This is a genomic window from Pseudomonas sp. MYb118 (assembly GCF_040947875.1).
Classification (GTDB): Bacteria; Pseudomonadota; Gammaproteobacteria; order Pseudomonadales; family Pseudomonadaceae; genus Aquipseudomonas.
Window position 1 is genome coordinate 1,308,056 of sequence record NZ_JBFRXN010000002.1, and the last position, 15,071, is coordinate 1,323,126.

Genomic DNA, 15,071 nt, shown 5'->3' on the forward strand with positions numbered 1-15,071 from the left:
AACAGAAAAAATCAGGCTGACACCACAAAGAAACTGACGATCAACCCCATCCCCACAAACCACACCAACGACCGCAGAATCGCCCAGTCCGCCAGATAGCAAATGATGTACAGCAGGCGGCTGGTAATGAACAGAACCGACAACACATTGATCGTCACCAGCTCGGCATTGCCCACCAGGTGCGCAACGATCACCGCCGCGGCAAAAGCCGGGGTGATTTCAAAACTGTTCAATTGCGCCGCATGCGCACGCCGGGCGAAACCGTCCAGCGATTCGAGGAAATCCCGTGGATCGTGATTGTCGCTCAACCGGTAGCCGCCACTGATCTTGGCCACCAGCGTGCACAGGTACGGCAGGAAAATCGCGATCAAAACGCACCACAGCGCAACATTCATAAACATCATCCCTTATCGGTTTTCAAATATGGAGGCAGTGGTCGAGCACGCTCAGGACTTCATCACCTGCATGTCGATCACCACCAGCCCACAGGCTAAGAGCCACGGCCGACGCAAAGGTTCTTTCGGGCAGCGCAGGCTGTACAGCACCAGAGCGTAGCTGAACAACCCGCACATTCCGGTCGACACGGCTCTGCAGGTGCAGAGGCGCGGGAGAATTGATTCGCCATATTTCAGCAGCTGTTTATACTGCAAGCGACCACGCCGCACCCAGTTGCGCAAAGACCAATTCCAATAATTCCTGTCTCGAGCCGTTTGCCCGCATAACGGCCCTTGGCATGCGTACGCCTGATCGCAGCGTCAAAACCGAAGAAAGAGACCTTGCGCATGCCCCTCGCCTTGCTTGCCCTTGCTGTTGCCGCGTTCGGCATCGGCACTACTGAATTCGTCATCATGGGCCTGTTGCCCGATGTCGCCCGCGACCTCGCCGTCAGCATTCCCCACGCCGGCCTGCTGATCACCGGCTATGCCCTGGGCGTGGTGTTCGGCGCGCCGATCCTCGCGATCGGAACCGCCAACATGCCGCGCAAAGCCACCTTGCTGGGCATGACGCTGATGTTCATCCTCGGCAACATGCTCTGCGCCCTCGCCCCGAACTACGCCACGTTGATGGCCGCTCGCGTGGTGACCGCGCTGTGCCACGGCGCCTTTTTCGGCATCGGCTCGGTGGTCGCCGCCGGGCTGGTGGCACCGAACAAGCGCGCCCAGGCCATTGCGATGATGTTCACCGGGCTGACCCTGGCCAATGTGCTCGGCGTGCCACTGGGCACGGCACTGGGGCAATACGCCGGCTGGCGCTCGACGTTCTGGGCGGTGTCGGTGATCGGCGTGATCGCCGCCATCGCGCAATGGCTCTGGCTGCCCAAAGAGATCGCCATGGACAAGGCCAACCTGGCCAGCGAATTCAAGGTGCTGGGCAAGGTCAATGTGTTGCTCGCCCTGGGCATGAGCGTCCTGGCCTCGACCAGCCTGTTCAGCGTGTTCACCTACATCGCGCCGATCCTGCAGGACATCACCGGCGTCAGCCCCCATGGCGTGACGATCATGCTGCTGTTGTTCGGCGTCGGCCTGACCGCCGGCAGCATGCTCGGCGGTCGCCTGGCCGACAGTCGCCTGCTGCCTTCGCTGGTGGGCATGGCCCTGGCCGTGGTGCTGGTCCTGGCCGCTTTCAGCCAGACCAGCCACTCGGTGATTCCAGCGGCGATCACGCTGGTGCTGTGGGGGATTTTCGCCTTTGCCCTGTGCCCGATCCTGCAATTGCTGATCATCGACCAGGCCCATGAGGCGCCGAATCTTGGCTCGACCCTGAACCAGAGCGCTTTCAACCTGGGCAATGCCACAGGCGCATGGCTCGGCGGACTGGTGGTCGCCAGCGGCGCCGACCTGGCCGACCTGCCCTGGACCGGCGCGCTGGTGAGTGGCCTGACGGTGCTGACCGCGCTGTACTTCATCTATCGGCAACGTCGCAGCGCGACCGTGCTCGACATCGCCGGCTGAGCGAGCAAATCACCCCACAGCCGGTCAGAAAAGTGCTGCTCAGCCCAGGGCAATCTGGACGCAGCCTGTATGAAGTGTCTTCAGGCATTTACCTCACCGTCCTGAGCCATCGCTGAAAGGCTCAAAACAGAGCCTTTCAGCACTTCCACAACAACTTCCCCACGGGGGTAAACGCGCATATGTAGCAGCTCATTGCTCGGTGCGTTGGCCCCCTATCGACTCGTCTACAGTGCCGCCTCCACCCGCACGCTCAAAGGACGAGACACTATGATCAACCTCACCCTGTCCCCTTCTTTATCCCCATCCTCTTTGTCGCCGGCACCGGCGCAGCGCTCATCGACAGGCACCACCGGCGCCGACTGGGGTGACTTCACCAAAGGCTCCGCGCAGGTCGGCCAGGGCCAGTCCGAAACCCTGGTGCATTCGCTCACTGATCGAAACCTGTCGATCCGCCGCTTTGACAACGGCGTGATCGAACTCGACCTCAAGCGCCCGGCCATCGAGCGCCTGGTGCTCAGCGGCGGCGGCGCCAAGGGCGTGGCCTTTTCCGGGATGGTCAAGGCACTCGAGGAAAGCCAGACCATGGGGTCGGTGCGCACCCTTTCGGGATCGTCGGCCGGGGCGATTTCCGCGGCATTTCTGGCCAGCGGCATGAGTCACGCAGCCTTCGACAAGATGTCGGACGAAACCAACCTCGTGTCGCTGCTCGACAGCCAGAACAAGGTACTGGCGCCGATACAGCACGCCAGCTCCGCGATTGGCCGGGGGATCGCGAAGATTCCGGGCAAGGCCGGCAGCATCGGCCGACTGTTGTGCGACCTGGTGCCCCGCCTGCAATCCAAGGCCTCACCGCTGGAAGCGCTGATTCACGAAAAAATGCTCGAGTCGGTCCTGTCGCGCGTCAACCAGGCACTCAACGACCGAGACCCGCTGTCCCAGGCGAGCAGAGCCTGTGTGGACAACATGAAAACCAACGGTTACGTGACCTTCGGCGACCTGGCGACGCTGAGCAAGGACCTGCCGGAAATCAAGCAACTGCACATCACCGGGACCGCCATGTTCGACGGTCGCCCGCAAATGGTGGTGTTCAACGCCAGCCTGACCCCGGACATGGACGTGGCCCGCGCAGCCCATATTTCCGGTTCGCTGCCGGTGGTCTTCGCCAAGCCTTCGGAACAGCAGTTGCCGTTCCAGGCGAATGGCGAGCGCACCTCGTTCCAGGACGGCGGCATCATGCTCAATACGCCGGTGATGGAGCTCTACGAACCCCAGTTCCCGATGAGTGCAATTCCCGAAAGCGAGCAGTTGATTCTCAAGTTTCAGACCGAGGGCGGCGGTAAAAAGAAAGATCGCGGAACACTGATGTCGGCAATGGCCGACAAGTTCATCGGTGTACCCTACGCCGCGCGGCACGCCCAGCAAAGCGAAGGCATCAAGGCGTTCGCCGACAATACCGTGACCGTTCGATTGAAAACCGAAAAGGGTAACTTCACCGGCACGCTGCAAGGCACCGTCAACTTCAGCATGGCCACAGAGCTGAAAAATCATTTGCAGGAAGAACTGCAAGTCGATGTGAAACAGTACCTGGAGCGTCATGAGGAAAGTCAGACCTACAGGTTCGACTCCACCGGCGGAGCCCTGCTGGCGCTCGACGATGTGATGTTCGACGCAGCCGCCCGCGAGCTGCGCGATGACCCGGAATCGGCAGCCGTCATCGACTTCCGGCAGCAGGCCCAGCAGACGCTGGACGATTTGAAGCAGGCGCTGACCGATGCCATCGCCAGCACGAACGGTCCGCTGGCACTCGACGCACACATCCGTCATGCCGTGGAAACCCTGGATCAGCTCGGCGACGCCCCCGGAAAAGTCGAGTGGCTGGCCAGGAAGCTCAATCACGGCAATGACCCGGCTTACATGGTCTTGCTGCAAACCGCCAAACGCCTGGATGCCGGGGTGACCGGGCCGAAATCCCTGGTGGTCAGCGAAGCGATCAAGGAAATGGGCGTGCGCGACATCATCACCAAAAGCGAGAACTTCATCCGCGAAGTGATCTATCCCTCGATGTATCGCCTCGATCAGCCGAATTCAAACGTCAAGCTGCTGAACGGGGCCATCGCCGATTTGCGTGAAGCCCGCGACAACCAGGGCTTCAACGATGTGCTGCAGCGGATCGCCGATCAATACGTTTCGCGCACCTTCCCTTCGTCATCGCTGCCGTTCAATTCGACCACCGTCGCTCAGGCCCGGGCCTGGTTGATTCCGGGCGGATAAACGAAAACCCGCAAGTGCCCGGGCGAGCGCCAACGCCTCGTCCGGGGTCAGGGGCGATCATCGCCCTCAGCGTCCGCTGCGGTGCCGGCGCTCCGGTCCTTGGGCGTGCCGGATTCGCTGCGAATCTGCGCATGGCTGATCAACGCGAAGATGAAACTGCCGCCGATGATGTTGCCCGCCAGCGTGGGGCCGGCAAACACCAGCCAGAAATCCTTCCACGGCAATTCACCGGCGAACACCAGATAGGAAACCTCCAGCGAGCCGACGACGATGTGGGTGAAGTCGCCCAGCGCCATGAAGTAGGTGATGAGAACGATGATCCACACCTTCGCGCTCTCCATGGACGGGATCATCCAGACCATGGTGGCGATCATCCAGCCGGAAATGATGCCTTTGGAGAACATCTGGCTGCGGTCGCCTTCCATGACCTTGCGCCCGATGTCGAGGAAAGCGACATCGGTCTTGCTGTCGAAGATCGGCAGTTCCAGCATGACGTAGGCCACCAGCAGGGTGCCGCAGAGGTTGCCCACCAGCACCACGGACCATAACCGCAGCAATCGGCCGAAATTGCCCAGCGTGGGCTTGCTCATGATCGGCAGCACGGCCGTCAGGGTGTTTTCGGTGAACAGTTGCTGGCGGGCGAGGATCACCGCGAGGAACCCGGCGCAGTAGCCGAAACTGGCGATGACCTTGAAGCCGTCGCCTTCGGGCAGGCGCGAGTTGAGCAGCCCCATGGCCATCAGCGACAGGCCCATGGTCAGGCCTGCAGCGAGGGCCGACCACCAGAGCGCGGCAATGCTGCGCTCCAGTTCGAGATCGCCCTGGGTGCGGATGATTTCGTGCAGCACGGCTGCGCGCGGGGGTTGGTTCTTTTCGACCTCGCGCTGTTCCTTGGCCGAGAGATCAGGGGTCTTGCCGTTGGTGGGGGTGGTCATGGCGCAAACACCGGTGGTGGGTGATTTAGCTACGACCGTTGCCACCGTCAATACGTTCTGTACCCACTGAACCTGAACCTGTGGGAGCGGGCTTGCCCGCGATGGCGGTTGTTCAATCAACAATCATGTGACTGACGCAACGCTATCGCGAGCAAGCTCGCTCCTACAGGATGGCGGGGTGGTCACTCGTCCTTGAACTGATCCTTGACGTACTTGATCTCGGTCCGGCCATGCGGCGCCGGCAGGCCGTCTTCGCCGAGGTTGACGAAGACCATCTTCTCCACCGTCAGGATGCTCTTGCGGGTGATCTTGTTGCGCACTTCGCAGGTCAGGGTGATCGAGGTACGGCCGAATTCGGTGGCGGTGATGCCCAGTTCGATGATGTCGCCCTGGCGCGAGGCGCTGACGAAGTTGATTTCGGAAATGTACTTGGTCACCACGCGCTGGTTGCCCAACTGGACGATGGCGTAGATCGCCGCTTCTTCGTCGATCCAGCGCAACAGGCTGCCGCCGAACAGGGTGCCGTTGGGGTTGAGGTCTTCGGGTTTTACCCATTTGCGGGTGTGGAAATTCATGTGCTCTCCTGACCATCTTGCCGATTGATGCCCGGCATCATGGCAGAGCCCGGGCCAGAGCTCTATTAAGCATCGACTATGGTCTCGATTACCGTTCGGACATTGACGTGCAGAAAGGCTTTGGAAGATCAGCATAGCCCGCTATAATCGCCCCCGATTCAAAAACGGTAACTTCCACTTGATACCGTTTTCCCGCCACCTGTCCGAGGGGCGCTGCAGCAGGTTCGACCTGTCAGGCTCGGATGGGGCGTTGGCAGGCTTTGGCCCGCCACTAAACGCACAACGGCGCCCATTCGCATACATTACGAATGGAGGCTCTCATGAGCGCTGTAATCACGCCTGCAGATTTTACCGACTACAAAGTTGCCGACATGTCCCTGGCTGCCTGGGGCCGCCGCGAAACCATCATCGCCGAGTCGGAAATGCCTGCCCTGATGGGTCTGCGCCGCAAGTACGCCGAAGAGCAACCGCTCAAGGGCGCAAAAATCCTCGGCTGCATCCACATGACCATTCAGACTGCCGTGCTGATCGAAACCCTGGTTGCCCTGGGTGCCGAAGTGCGCTGGTCGTCCTGCAACATCTTCTCGACCCAGGACCAGGCTGCTGCCTCCATCGCCGCTGCCGGCATTCCGGTTTTCGCCTGGAAAGGTGAAACCGAGCAAGAGTACGAGTGGTGCCTGGAGCAGACCATCCTCAAGGACGGCGCCCCATGGGATGCCAACATGATCCTCGACGACGGCGGTGACCTGACCGAGCTGCTGCACAAGAAGTACCCGCAGGTACTGGACCGCGTTCACGGCGTGACCGAAGAAACCACCACCGGCGTACACCGTCTGCTGGACATGCTGGCCAAGGGCGAACTGAAGATCCCGGCCATCAACGTCAACGACTCGGTCACCAAGAGCAAGAACGACAACAAGTACGGCTGCCGTCACAGCCTGAACGACGCGATCAAGCGCGGCACCGACCACCTGCTGTCCGGCAAGCAAGCGCTGGTCATCGGTTACGGTGACGTGGGCAAGGGTTCCGCCCAGTCCCTGCGCCAGGAAGGCATGATCGTCAAGGTTTCCGAAGTCGACCCGATCTGCGCCATGCAAGCCTGCATGGACGGTTTCGAACTGGTTTCGCCGTTCATCGACGGCATCAACAACGGCACCGAAGCCAGCATCGACAAGGCCCTGCTGGGCAAGATCGACCTGATCGTGACCACCACCGGCAACGTCAATGTTTGCGATGCAAACATGCTCAAAGCCCTGAAGAAGCGCGCCGTTGTCTGCAACATCGGTCACTTCGACAACGAAATCGACACCGCTTTCATGCGCAAGAACTGGGCATGGGAAGAAGTGAAGCCACAGGTCCACAAGATCCACCGTACCGGCGCTGGCGCATTCGATGCCCAGAACGACGACTACCTGATCCTGCTGGCCGAAGGTCGTCTGGTGAACCTGGGTAACGCCACTGGCCACCCAAGCCGCATCATGGACGGTTCGTTCGCCAACCAGGTACTGGCGCAGATCTTCCTGTTCGGCCAGAAGTACGCCGACCTGTCGCCAGCCCAGAAAGCCGAGCGCCTGACCGTTGAAGTACTGCCCAAGAAGCTCGACGAAGAAGTGGCCCTGGAAATGGTCCGCGGTTTCGGCGGCGTCGTGACTCAACTGACCAAGACCCAGGCCGACTACATCGGCGTGACCGTCGAAGGTCCGTTCAAGCCGCACGCTTACCGCTACTGATCGGCCAGCCACTCCCTTTGTAGGAGCGAGCTTGCTCGCGATAGCGATCTTTCAGTGACTATCCATGTGACTGACACACCGCTTCGCGAGCAAGCTCGCTCCTACAGGGAGCGGAGTTCGCATTACGCGCTTTCAAGGATATGACCATGTCCCAAGACCGTCGCTACAGTTTCGAGTTCTTCCCGACGAAGACCGACGCTGGGCATGAAAAGCTGCTCGCCACTGCCCGTCAGTTGGCGACCTACAACCCCGATTTCTTCTCCTGCACCTATGGCGCTGGTGGTTCGACCCGTGATCGCACCCTCAACACCGTCCTGCAGCTGGAAAGCGAAGTCAAAATCCCGGCCGCACCGCACCTGTCGTGCGTTGGCGACAGCAAGGACGACCTGCGCGGCCTGCTGAACGAGTACAAGGCTGCCGGCATCAAGCGCATCGTTGCACTGCGTGGTGACCTGCCGTCCGGCATGGGCATGACCAGCGGCGAGCTGCGTCACGCCAATGAGCTGGTTGAGTTCATTCGTGAAGAAACCGGCAGCCATTTCCACATCGAAGTCGCCGCTTATCCGGAGATGCATCCGCAAGCCCGCAACTTCGAAGACGATCTCGCCAACTTCGTGCGCAAGGCCAAGGCCGGCGCCGACAGCGCGATCACCCAGTACTTCTTCAACGCCGACAGCTACTTCTACTTCGTCGACCGTTTGCAGGCGCTGGGCGTGGACATTCCGGTAGTCCCGGGGATCATGCCGATCACCAACTACAGCAAGCTCGCGCGTTTCTCCGATGCCTGCGGCGCGGAAATTCCGCGTTGGGTCCGCAAGCAACTGGAAGCCTACGGCGATGACACCCTGAGCATTCAGCGCTTCGGCGAACAGGTGGTCACCGAGATGTGCGAACGCCTGCTGCAGGGTGGCGCCCCAGGGCTGCACTTCTACTCCATGAACCAGGCGGAACCTAGCCTGGCGATCTGGAACAACCTGAAGTTGCCACGCTAAGCGACCGGCAACGTCAGCACATCGCCGTTTTCGACAGCGCCTGCCCGTGGTCAAATGCCATAGCAGACCCTGGCGAAGACGGCGATTTTTTTGCCTTTGCGCGCACCTGTTTTGTGCAGCAATGCACGGTGCCAGAGCTTCCGGAGCGGGTTTCTGGCGATTTACGGTTTCTCGTCGTAATCTCAAGCCATGCCTCTGATCACCCAGTTACTCACCGTGCTGCTTTTCACTTGCCTGAGCTTCGCTGCCCGGGGCGAGAAATTGCGCATTGTCACCGAGCCGTGGGCGCCTTACGTCTACGAAGAAAACGGCAAGGCCCTGGGGTTGGACTACGAAACCACGGCCATTGTCTTCAAGCGCCTGGGGATCGAAGTCGAATGGCAGTTCCTGCCGTGGAAACGCTGCCTGTCGATGCTCGAAACCGGCCAGGCCGACGGCGCGCTGGACATTTTCCATAGCGACGAGCGCGATGCCACCCTGCTTTACCCCAGCGAACCGCTGTCGGAAGTCGAGTTCGTGATGTTCTACGCCAACGAGCGCCCTCACCCATTTCGCACCCTCGAAGACCTCAAGGGCCTGACCATCGGCACCTCGCCAGGCTACCTGTACAGCCAGGACTTCAGGGAATCACCACTGTTCATCCGCGAGCCCGCGCCCACCCATGAGGCCAATTTCGGCAAGCTGGTGCGCGGACGCATCGACCTGCTGATCACCGACCGCCGTGTCGGCCAGCATTTGCTCGACGAATTGAACATCCGCGACAAAATCAGCGAAAACCCGACCATCATCAGCCAGCAGAGCCAGTTTCTGGCGGTGCGGCGCAATGCCGGCATGGATTTGCTGGTGCAACGTTTCGGTGCCGAACTCAGGCGCTTCAAGCGCGAGCCCGCCTACGCCGAGCTGAGCGCCCGCTACGGTGCTGCACCCAAGGCCAGCGAAGCCACGGCGGTCCGGGAAAAAACCGTTGAGCAGCAGGAAAGCGGCGCACAGTGATAGCTCTGTTATACTCCCGCGTTCCCGCCAGGCTCACGCCCGGACGCTCGGACTTGTTCAAGGCATCTCGAACCGCTACAGCGCAGCATTTCAGCCCGCGCGAGCGTTCCTGACGAGCTTTCAAGGCCCAGCAGGACCGGACGGGATTGCGTTCCTTTTCCTGAACGCCATTCGCGCCAGGCAAGACTCCCATTGGGCCAAGCCCTAACTAAAACAGGATTACTCATGTCCTTTGCTTCCCTCGGTCTCTCCGAGGCTTTGGTCCGCGCTATCGAAGACGCGGGCTATACCGAGCCTACTCCGGTGCAACAGCGGGCCATCCCCGCCGTGTTGCAAGGTCGCGATCTGATGGTCGCCGCTCAGACAGGTACTGGTAAAACCGGCGGTTTCGCCCTTCCGATCCTGGAGCGGTTGTTCCCCAACGGTCACCCGGACAAATCCCAGCGTCACGGCCCGCGCCAACCGCGCGTACTGGTCCTGACCCCGACCCGCGAACTGGCCGCCCAAGTGCACGACAGCTTCAAGGTCTACGCCCGTGACCTGAAGTTCGTCAGCGCCTGCATCTTCGGCGGTGTTGGCATGAACCCGCAGGTTCAGGCCATGGCCCGTGGTGTCGATGTGCTGGTGGCCTGCCCGGGCCGCCTGCTTGACCTTGCAGGTCAAGGCAGCGTCGATTTGTCCCACGTGGAAATCCTCGTCCTGGACGAAGCCGACCGCATGCTCGACATGGGCTTTGTCCATGACGTGAAGAAAGTCCTGGCGCGCCTGCCGGCCAAACGGCAGAACCTGCTGTTCTCGGCGACGTTCTCCAAGGACATCACCGACCTCGCCGGCAAGCTGCTGCACAACCCGGAACGCATCGAAGTCACGCCGCCGAACACCACGGTCGAGCGCATCGAGCAGCGCGTGTTCCGCCTGCCGGCGAGCCACAAGCGTTCGCTGCTGGCGCACCTGATCACCGCCGGCGCCTGGGAACAGGTACTGGTGTTCACCCGTACCAAGCACGGCGCCAACCGTCTGGCCGAGTACCTGGACAAGCACGGCCTGAGCGCCGTGGCGATCCACGGTAACAAGAGCCAGAACGCCCGCACCAAGGCCCTGGCCGACTTCAAGGCCGGCAGCGTGCGCATCCTGGTGGCCACCGACATCGCCGCCCGCGGCCTGGACATCGACCAGTTGCCACACGTGGTCAACTTCGAGCTGCCGAACGTTGATGAAGACTACGTGCACCGTATCGGCCGTACCGGCCGTGCCGGTCGCTCCGGCGAGGCGATCTCGCTGGTCGCTCCGGACGAAGAAAAACTGCTCAAAAGCATCGAGCGCATGACCAAGCAGAAAATCGCCGACGGCGACTTGATGGGCTTCGATGCCAGCGCTGTGGAAGCCGAGAAACCGGAAGTGCGCGAGCGTCCGGACGTGCGCAACCCGCGCAACGCCCGTGGCCCGCGTGGCGATGGCCCGAACGGCAGCGGCAGTGGCGGCGGTCGTCGCGACAAGGGCAAGGACAAGGGCGGCAAGGAAAAATCCGCCTCCAGTGGCCGTGGCGAGCGCCCGGCACGCGAGCAGAAGCCACGCGAGGGTTCGCCTCGCGAGCAGCAGCGCGCCGCACCGCGCCCGGCACCTGATCGTGCCCCGGACGAGTTCCTCGACGACGATGTCGACAACTTCGGCAACCGCGTCGACTACGTCCCGCAAAGCAAACCGGCCCCAGGCCGCGGGCGTCGTCCAGGTGCTCCGGCACAGGGTTCCGCGGGCGGTGCAGGTGCACCACGCAATGGTGGCAAGTCCCAGGGCCGTCAAGGTGGCCAGGGCGGCCAGGGCGGCCAGCGTAGCGAAGGCAGCAACAGCTCCGGCAAGCGCAGTGGTCCACGCAATGGCGCACCACGTGATGGCCAGGCGCGCCGCGAGGACGGTCGCAACCGTCGCCCGGCCCGTGACGACCAGTCGCGTTCGGAACCGGCCGTGCAGAACACCCGCAGCCCGGCACCGAAGATCATTCACAAGGAGTCCAAGGCTGACCGCTTCCCGACCCCTGAACAGCTTGATCAATTGCCCGTACGCCCACGCGGCGAAAAACCAGCGCTGCTGACCCGCAACCGCTGAGTTTTCCTCGCAACAAAAAATGCCCCGGCTCGTAAAAGCCGGGGCATTTTTTTTAGCTTCCCACCCGAGAAAATTGTGGGAGCGAGCCTGCTCGCGATGGGGTCATGTCAGCCACACACATGCTGAATGACACGCCGCCATCGCGAGCAGGCTCGCTCCCACAGGTGGAGAGTGCTAGCGAAATTACTTCGCTTTCACACCTTCAAACGAAACGTACAGCTCGACGGTATCGGACGCTGGGCCCAGGTCTTTCTGCTTGCCGAAGTCCGAACGCTTGATGGTGGTGGTGCCTTCGAAGCCGGCACGGTAGCCGCCCCATGGATCCTTGCCTTCACCCAGGAAAGTGGCCTTGACCACGACTGGCTTGGTCACGCCCAGGATGGTCAGGTCGCCGGTCACGTCAGCGGTCTTCTCACCGGTGGACTTGACGCTGGTGGACACGAAGGTCGCCTTGGCGAACTTGCTGGCGTTCAGGAAGTCAGCGCTGGCGATGTGCTTGTCACGCTCGGCGTGGTTGGTGAACACGCTGGCGGTGTTGACGTTGAACTCGATTTTGCTGGCTTCTGGCTTGGCAGCATCGAAGCTGAACTTGCCGTCGATATCCTTGAAAGTACCGGTGATGTAGCTGTAGCCCAGGTGGCTGATCTTGAAGTCGACGAAGGCGTGCTGGCCTTCCTTGTCAACGACGTAGTCAGCAGCCATTACGTTGGCGGACAGTACGGCAGAACCGATTGCCAGAGCGGCCAGAGTCTTTTTCAACATGCTTTCTTTTCCTTTGAGTCGAGGTTGAACTTCAGGCTTTGCGACCAAGCATTCGCGTCAGGGTCACATCACGATCAATAAAGTGGTGCTTCAATGCTGCCAACGCATGGAGACCGGAAAAAATTACCAGCGCCCACGCCAGGTACAAGTGAATCACCCCAGCGGTATCTGCCTGATCCGGTAGTCCGGAGATCAATGCAGGCACTTCAAACAGGCCAAACACCGGGATACCGACACCGTCTGCGGTGGAAATCAGGTAACCGGCAATCATCACAGCAAACAGACCGAAGTACAGAAACGCATGGCCGAACTTGGCGCCAATGCGGGTCATCCGGCTGTAGCTTTGCAGCGTCGGTGGCGGTGGGCTGATAAAGCGCCACAGCACCCGCAGCAGCATCACCGCCAACAGCACCAGGCCGATGCTCTTGTGCAGGTCCGGCGCGTCTTTGCGCCAGGTGCTGTAGTAGTCCAGCCCCACCATCCACAGGCCGAGTGCGAACAGTCCGAAGACCGCCAGCGCCACGCCCCAGTGCATGAAGATGCTGACCCAACCATAGCGTGAAGAGGAGTTACGTAGCTGCATTGCCCAAATCCTGTGAGAACTGCGAACCAAGACTATCGAGTTATTTATCGAATTAAAGCGGAAAATTTGGCTTTTAAATATCGAGAAATACGATCAAGAGTCTGAAATAGGCGCGTTAAGGAAAGATTAAAGGCGAAAGTGGGGTGGGGTGTCAGGGGGAGGCGCGATTTTTTGTGGTGGCCTTATCGCGAGCAGGCTCGCTCCCACAGGATTTGGGGTGTACGCATCTTTCGCATTCACAGGTAATCACTGTGGGAGCGAGCCTGCTCGCGATAGCAATCTCCAAGGCAATAAAAAAGCGCGACCCAAGAGCCGCGCTTTTTTTGTTCACCGCAACGCCTTACTGCGCCTTGGCCTCAGTCGCCGCTGGCTTCTTGGCCGGCTCGGCTTTCTTGGCCGGGGCCTTGGCTGCAGGTTTTTTCGCCTCGGTCTTGGCCGCCGGCTTTTTCGCCGGGGCCTTGGCCGGGGCTTTCTTGGCCGGCTCGGCTTTCACCGGTGCCGCAGGCTTGGCCGGCTCAACCGGAGCTGGCGCTGGCGTCGGCGCGGGTGCCGGGGCTGGAGCAGCAGGAGCGGCAGGCGCTGGAGCAGACTCTGGCGTCTTGGCCGGTTCCGGTTTCTTGTCGTCGTCGGAGCCGCCGAACAGGTTGCTGAAGAAGTTGCCCTTCTTCGCCGCCACCGCACCGGCCGCCGCGGCCGCCGCCACAGGGGCCACTTTCTCAGGTTCGAACGACTTGCCCGCCGCCAGGTCTTCAACCTGACCGGCCGCACGCTGGCCAGTGCGCAGCGCGCCTTCCAGAGTGCCCGGATACAGGGCGTCGGTATGCTCACCGGCAAAGGTGACGCGCTGGATCGGACGCTCCCACAGGCGCCAGAACTTGCTGATCTGGCCTGGGCCGAACGCCAGGTACGCCCCGCCCATCGACGGGTCGACGCTGTAGCGACGGATTTCATAACCGGTGAACGAGCCACGCGCCTGTGGATAAAACGCGTGCAGACGGATCAGCACCTGATCGGCCATCTGCTTGTCGCCAAACGCCTGCATCACCCGGGCGTTGTCGCCGGACAGGTTGATCACCACGTTGGCACCGCCCTTGAGGGCCGGCTCGACCCACAACATGCCAAGGCCCGTGTTGCTGTAGATCTCGCCGGACATGCGCGCCTTGCTTTCCCACACCGGCGTCTTGAACTTCAGCATGATCTGGTCGCGCCAGCCGTAGTTGGTGCCCTTGATCGCAGCCATGTGCTGGGCATCCAGCGCCGGGGTCATCTGGATCTTGGCCAGTGCGCGCAGCGGTACGGCCACTACCACGTAATCCGCCTGATAGCCGACGCTGCCGACCTTGACGGTGACGCTGTCCTTGTCCTGGGTAATCGCCGAGACCGGGGAGCTGGTCTTGATCACTTTCAGCTGTTTGACGAAGGCCTGGGCCAGTACCGGACTACCACCGACCAGGCGCGAAGCGCGCAGTTCACGGTCGGAAACGCCACGATACACGCGGTTCTGCTGGGCGAAGTACAACAGCGACAGGCGCGAAGGCTCGTCATAACGGGAACGGATCTGCTGGTTCACCAACTGGCGCGCGGTAGGCGGCAGGTTGAGGCGGTCCAGCCAGTTGGAGACGTTGATCTGGTCGAGCGCGTGCAGGGTGTTGTTGGCGGCCGGGTTGAGCGGGTCTTCGATGGAGCGCGCCAGGTCATCCAGGGTCTTTTCGTAGCGCTTGAGCGCTTCGGCGGTCGCCGGTTCCTTGGTGGTCAGGTCGGCGGCGGTGTAATACACGCCGTCGATCAGGTAGCCCGGCGTACGCACGAACTCGGGCGCAGGCGTGGTGCTCAGCTTGAAGGTCGAGACGTATTTGTTCAGCACCGGCTGGGTCTTGTCGTTGCCGATCCACTCGCTGGTGGCCATGCCGGAGCGGCCGCCCAGGCTCGGTTTGGCTTCCAGCAGGGTCACCTGCCAGCCCTTGTTTTGCAGCTCGTAGGCCGCCGTCAGGCCGGAAAGCCCGCCGCCGATCACGATCGCGGTTTTATCCTTGGCCAGCGCAGACACGCTGAACAGCCCCAACATCACCAGCGCACAGGCGCGCAGCCAACCAGCAGACATTCAGCGAACTCCGGAAATACACGAGGAAAAGGCAGTTTCACGAGTCAGGCGACTCAAAGAATCGCGAAGAATAC

12 protein-coding genes, 1 pseudogene and 1 riboswitch are annotated in these 15,071 nt (G+C 61.3%); of the genes and pseudogenes, 6 read left to right on the forward strand and 7 right to left on the reverse strand.

Annotated elements, in window-relative coordinates; all coding sequences use genetic code 11:
- Positions 1-11: 11 nt before the first annotated feature.
- Both ABVN20_RS11840 and ABVN20_RS11845 read right to left on the reverse strand, forming a co-directional pair.
- A complete protein-coding gene (locus ABVN20_RS11840) occupies positions 12-395 on the reverse strand; it encodes an MAPEG family protein (protein ID WP_368555804.1) in 384 nt (127 codons plus the stop codon).
- 51 nt (positions 396-446) lie between these two features.
- Positions 447-545 (reverse strand): annotated as a pseudogene (locus ABVN20_RS11845) (EamA family transporter); the annotation flags it as partial.
- A 237-nt stretch (positions 546-782) separates the two neighbouring features.
- Between ABVN20_RS11845 and ABVN20_RS11850 the strand changes: the two are divergent.
- Positions 783-1,952 carry an MFS transporter gene (locus tag ABVN20_RS11850; protein WP_368555806.1) on the forward strand — a complete coding sequence of 390 codons (1,170 nt, stop codon included), beginning with the start codon at positions 783-785 and terminating at the stop codon, positions 1,950-1,952.
- 267 nt (positions 1,953-2,219) lie between these two features.
- On the forward strand, positions 2,220-4,223 hold the full coding sequence (locus ABVN20_RS11855; RefSeq protein ID WP_368555807.1) for a patatin-like phospholipase family protein: 2,004 nt from the start codon (positions 2,220-2,222) through the stop codon (positions 4,221-4,223).
- A gap of 47 nt (positions 4,224-4,270) precedes the next feature.
- Here ABVN20_RS11855 and ABVN20_RS11860 read toward each other — a convergent pair whose 3' ends face one another.
- Positions 4,271-5,158 (reverse strand): formate/nitrite transporter family protein, encoded by an 888-nt coding sequence (locus ABVN20_RS11860; RefSeq protein WP_368555809.1) that lies wholly within the window; start codon positions 5,156-5,158, stop codon positions 4,271-4,273.
- A gap of 182 nt (positions 5,159-5,340) precedes the next feature.
- Entirely contained in the window at positions 5,341-5,733 is a 393-nt protein-coding gene (locus tag ABVN20_RS11865) for an acyl-CoA thioesterase (RefSeq protein ID WP_008033312.1), read from the reverse strand.
- A gap of 199 nt (positions 5,734-5,932) precedes the next feature.
- A riboswitch (S-adenosyl-L-homocysteine riboswitch) is annotated at positions 5,933-6,031 on the forward strand.
- Between the two features lie 22 nt (positions 6,032-6,053).
- On the opposite strand from ABVN20_RS11865, the gene ahcY reads away from it, so the two are divergent.
- The 4 genes from ahcY (at position 6,054) to ABVN20_RS11885 (ending at position 11,551) form a co-directional block, all read left to right on the forward strand.
- A complete protein-coding gene (gene ahcY / locus ABVN20_RS11870) occupies positions 6,054-7,463 on the forward strand; it encodes an adenosylhomocysteinase (RefSeq protein WP_368555810.1) in 1,410 nt (469 codons plus the stop codon).
- A 146-nt stretch (positions 7,464-7,609) separates the two neighbouring features.
- A complete protein-coding gene (gene metF, locus ABVN20_RS11875; RefSeq protein ID WP_368555811.1) occupies positions 7,610-8,455 on the forward strand; it encodes a methylenetetrahydrofolate reductase [NAD(P)H] in 846 nt (281 codons plus the stop codon).
- 189 nt (positions 8,456-8,644) lie between these two features.
- The gene (locus tag ABVN20_RS11880) at positions 8,645-9,448 is read left to right on the forward strand and encodes a substrate-binding periplasmic protein (protein WP_368555813.1); all 804 of its coding nucleotides are present in this window, start codon (positions 8,645-8,647) and stop codon (positions 9,446-9,448) included.
- A gap of 225 nt (positions 9,449-9,673) precedes the next feature.
- Positions 9,674-11,551: a DEAD/DEAH box helicase gene (locus ABVN20_RS11885; protein WP_368555814.1), complete on the forward strand. Its 1,878-nt coding sequence runs from the start codon at positions 9,674-9,676 to the stop codon at positions 11,549-11,551.
- A 183-nt stretch (positions 11,552-11,734) separates the two neighbouring features.
- Here ABVN20_RS11885 and ABVN20_RS11890 read toward each other — a convergent pair whose 3' ends face one another.
- From ABVN20_RS11890 to ABVN20_RS11900, 3 genes are all read right to left on the reverse strand, one after another.
- A complete protein-coding gene (locus ABVN20_RS11890; RefSeq protein WP_368555815.1) occupies positions 11,735-12,313 on the reverse strand; it encodes a YceI family protein in 579 nt (192 codons plus the stop codon).
- Between the two features lie 31 nt (positions 12,314-12,344).
- Positions 12,345-12,896, reverse strand: a complete 552-nt coding sequence (locus ABVN20_RS11895) for a cytochrome b (protein WP_368555816.1) — start codon at positions 12,894-12,896, stop codon at positions 12,345-12,347.
- A gap of 340 nt (positions 12,897-13,236) precedes the next feature.
- Positions 13,237-14,997 carry a flavin monoamine oxidase family protein gene (locus ABVN20_RS11900; protein WP_368555818.1) on the reverse strand — a complete coding sequence of 587 codons (1,761 nt, stop codon included), beginning with the start codon at positions 14,995-14,997 and terminating at the stop codon, positions 13,237-13,239.
- Positions 14,998-15,071 lie beyond the last annotated feature (74 nt).

Bases quoted from the DNA above. Each gene is read 5' to 3' on its own strand.
- ABVN20_RS11840 (WP_368555804.1), bottom strand. From the start codon at position 395: ATGAATGTTGCGCTGTGGTGCGTTTTGATCGCGATTTTCCTGCCGTAC.
- ABVN20_RS11850 (WP_368555806.1), top strand. From the start codon at position 783: ATGCCCCTCGCCTTGCTTGCCCTTGCTGTTGCCGCGTTCGGCATCGGC.
- ABVN20_RS11855 (WP_368555807.1), top strand. From the start codon at position 2,220: ATGATCAACCTCACCCTGTCCCCTTCTTTATCCCCATCCTCTTTGTCG.
- ABVN20_RS11860 (WP_368555809.1), bottom strand. From the start codon at position 5,158: ATGACCACCCCCACCAACGGCAAGACCCCTGATCTCTCGGCCAAGGAA.
- ABVN20_RS11865 (WP_008033312.1), bottom strand. From the start codon at position 5,733: ATGAATTTCCACACCCGCAAATGGGTAAAACCCGAAGACCTCAACCCC.
- ahcY (WP_368555810.1), top strand. From the start codon at position 6,054: ATGAGCGCTGTAATCACGCCTGCAGATTTTACCGACTACAAAGTTGCC.
- metF (WP_368555811.1), top strand. From the start codon at position 7,610: ATGTCCCAAGACCGTCGCTACAGTTTCGAGTTCTTCCCGACGAAGACC.
- ABVN20_RS11880 (WP_368555813.1), top strand. From the start codon at position 8,645: ATGCCTCTGATCACCCAGTTACTCACCGTGCTGCTTTTCACTTGCCTG.
- ABVN20_RS11885 (WP_368555814.1), top strand. From the start codon at position 9,674: ATGTCCTTTGCTTCCCTCGGTCTCTCCGAGGCTTTGGTCCGCGCTATC.
- ABVN20_RS11890 (WP_368555815.1), bottom strand. From the start codon at position 12,313: ATGTTGAAAAAGACTCTGGCCGCTCTGGCAATCGGTTCTGCCGTACTG.
- ABVN20_RS11895 (WP_368555816.1), bottom strand. From the start codon at position 12,896: ATGCAGCTACGTAACTCCTCTTCACGCTATGGTTGGGTCAGCATCTTC.
- ABVN20_RS11900 (WP_368555818.1), bottom strand. From the start codon at position 14,997: ATGTCTGCTGGTTGGCTGCGCGCCTGTGCGCTGGTGATGTTGGGGCTG.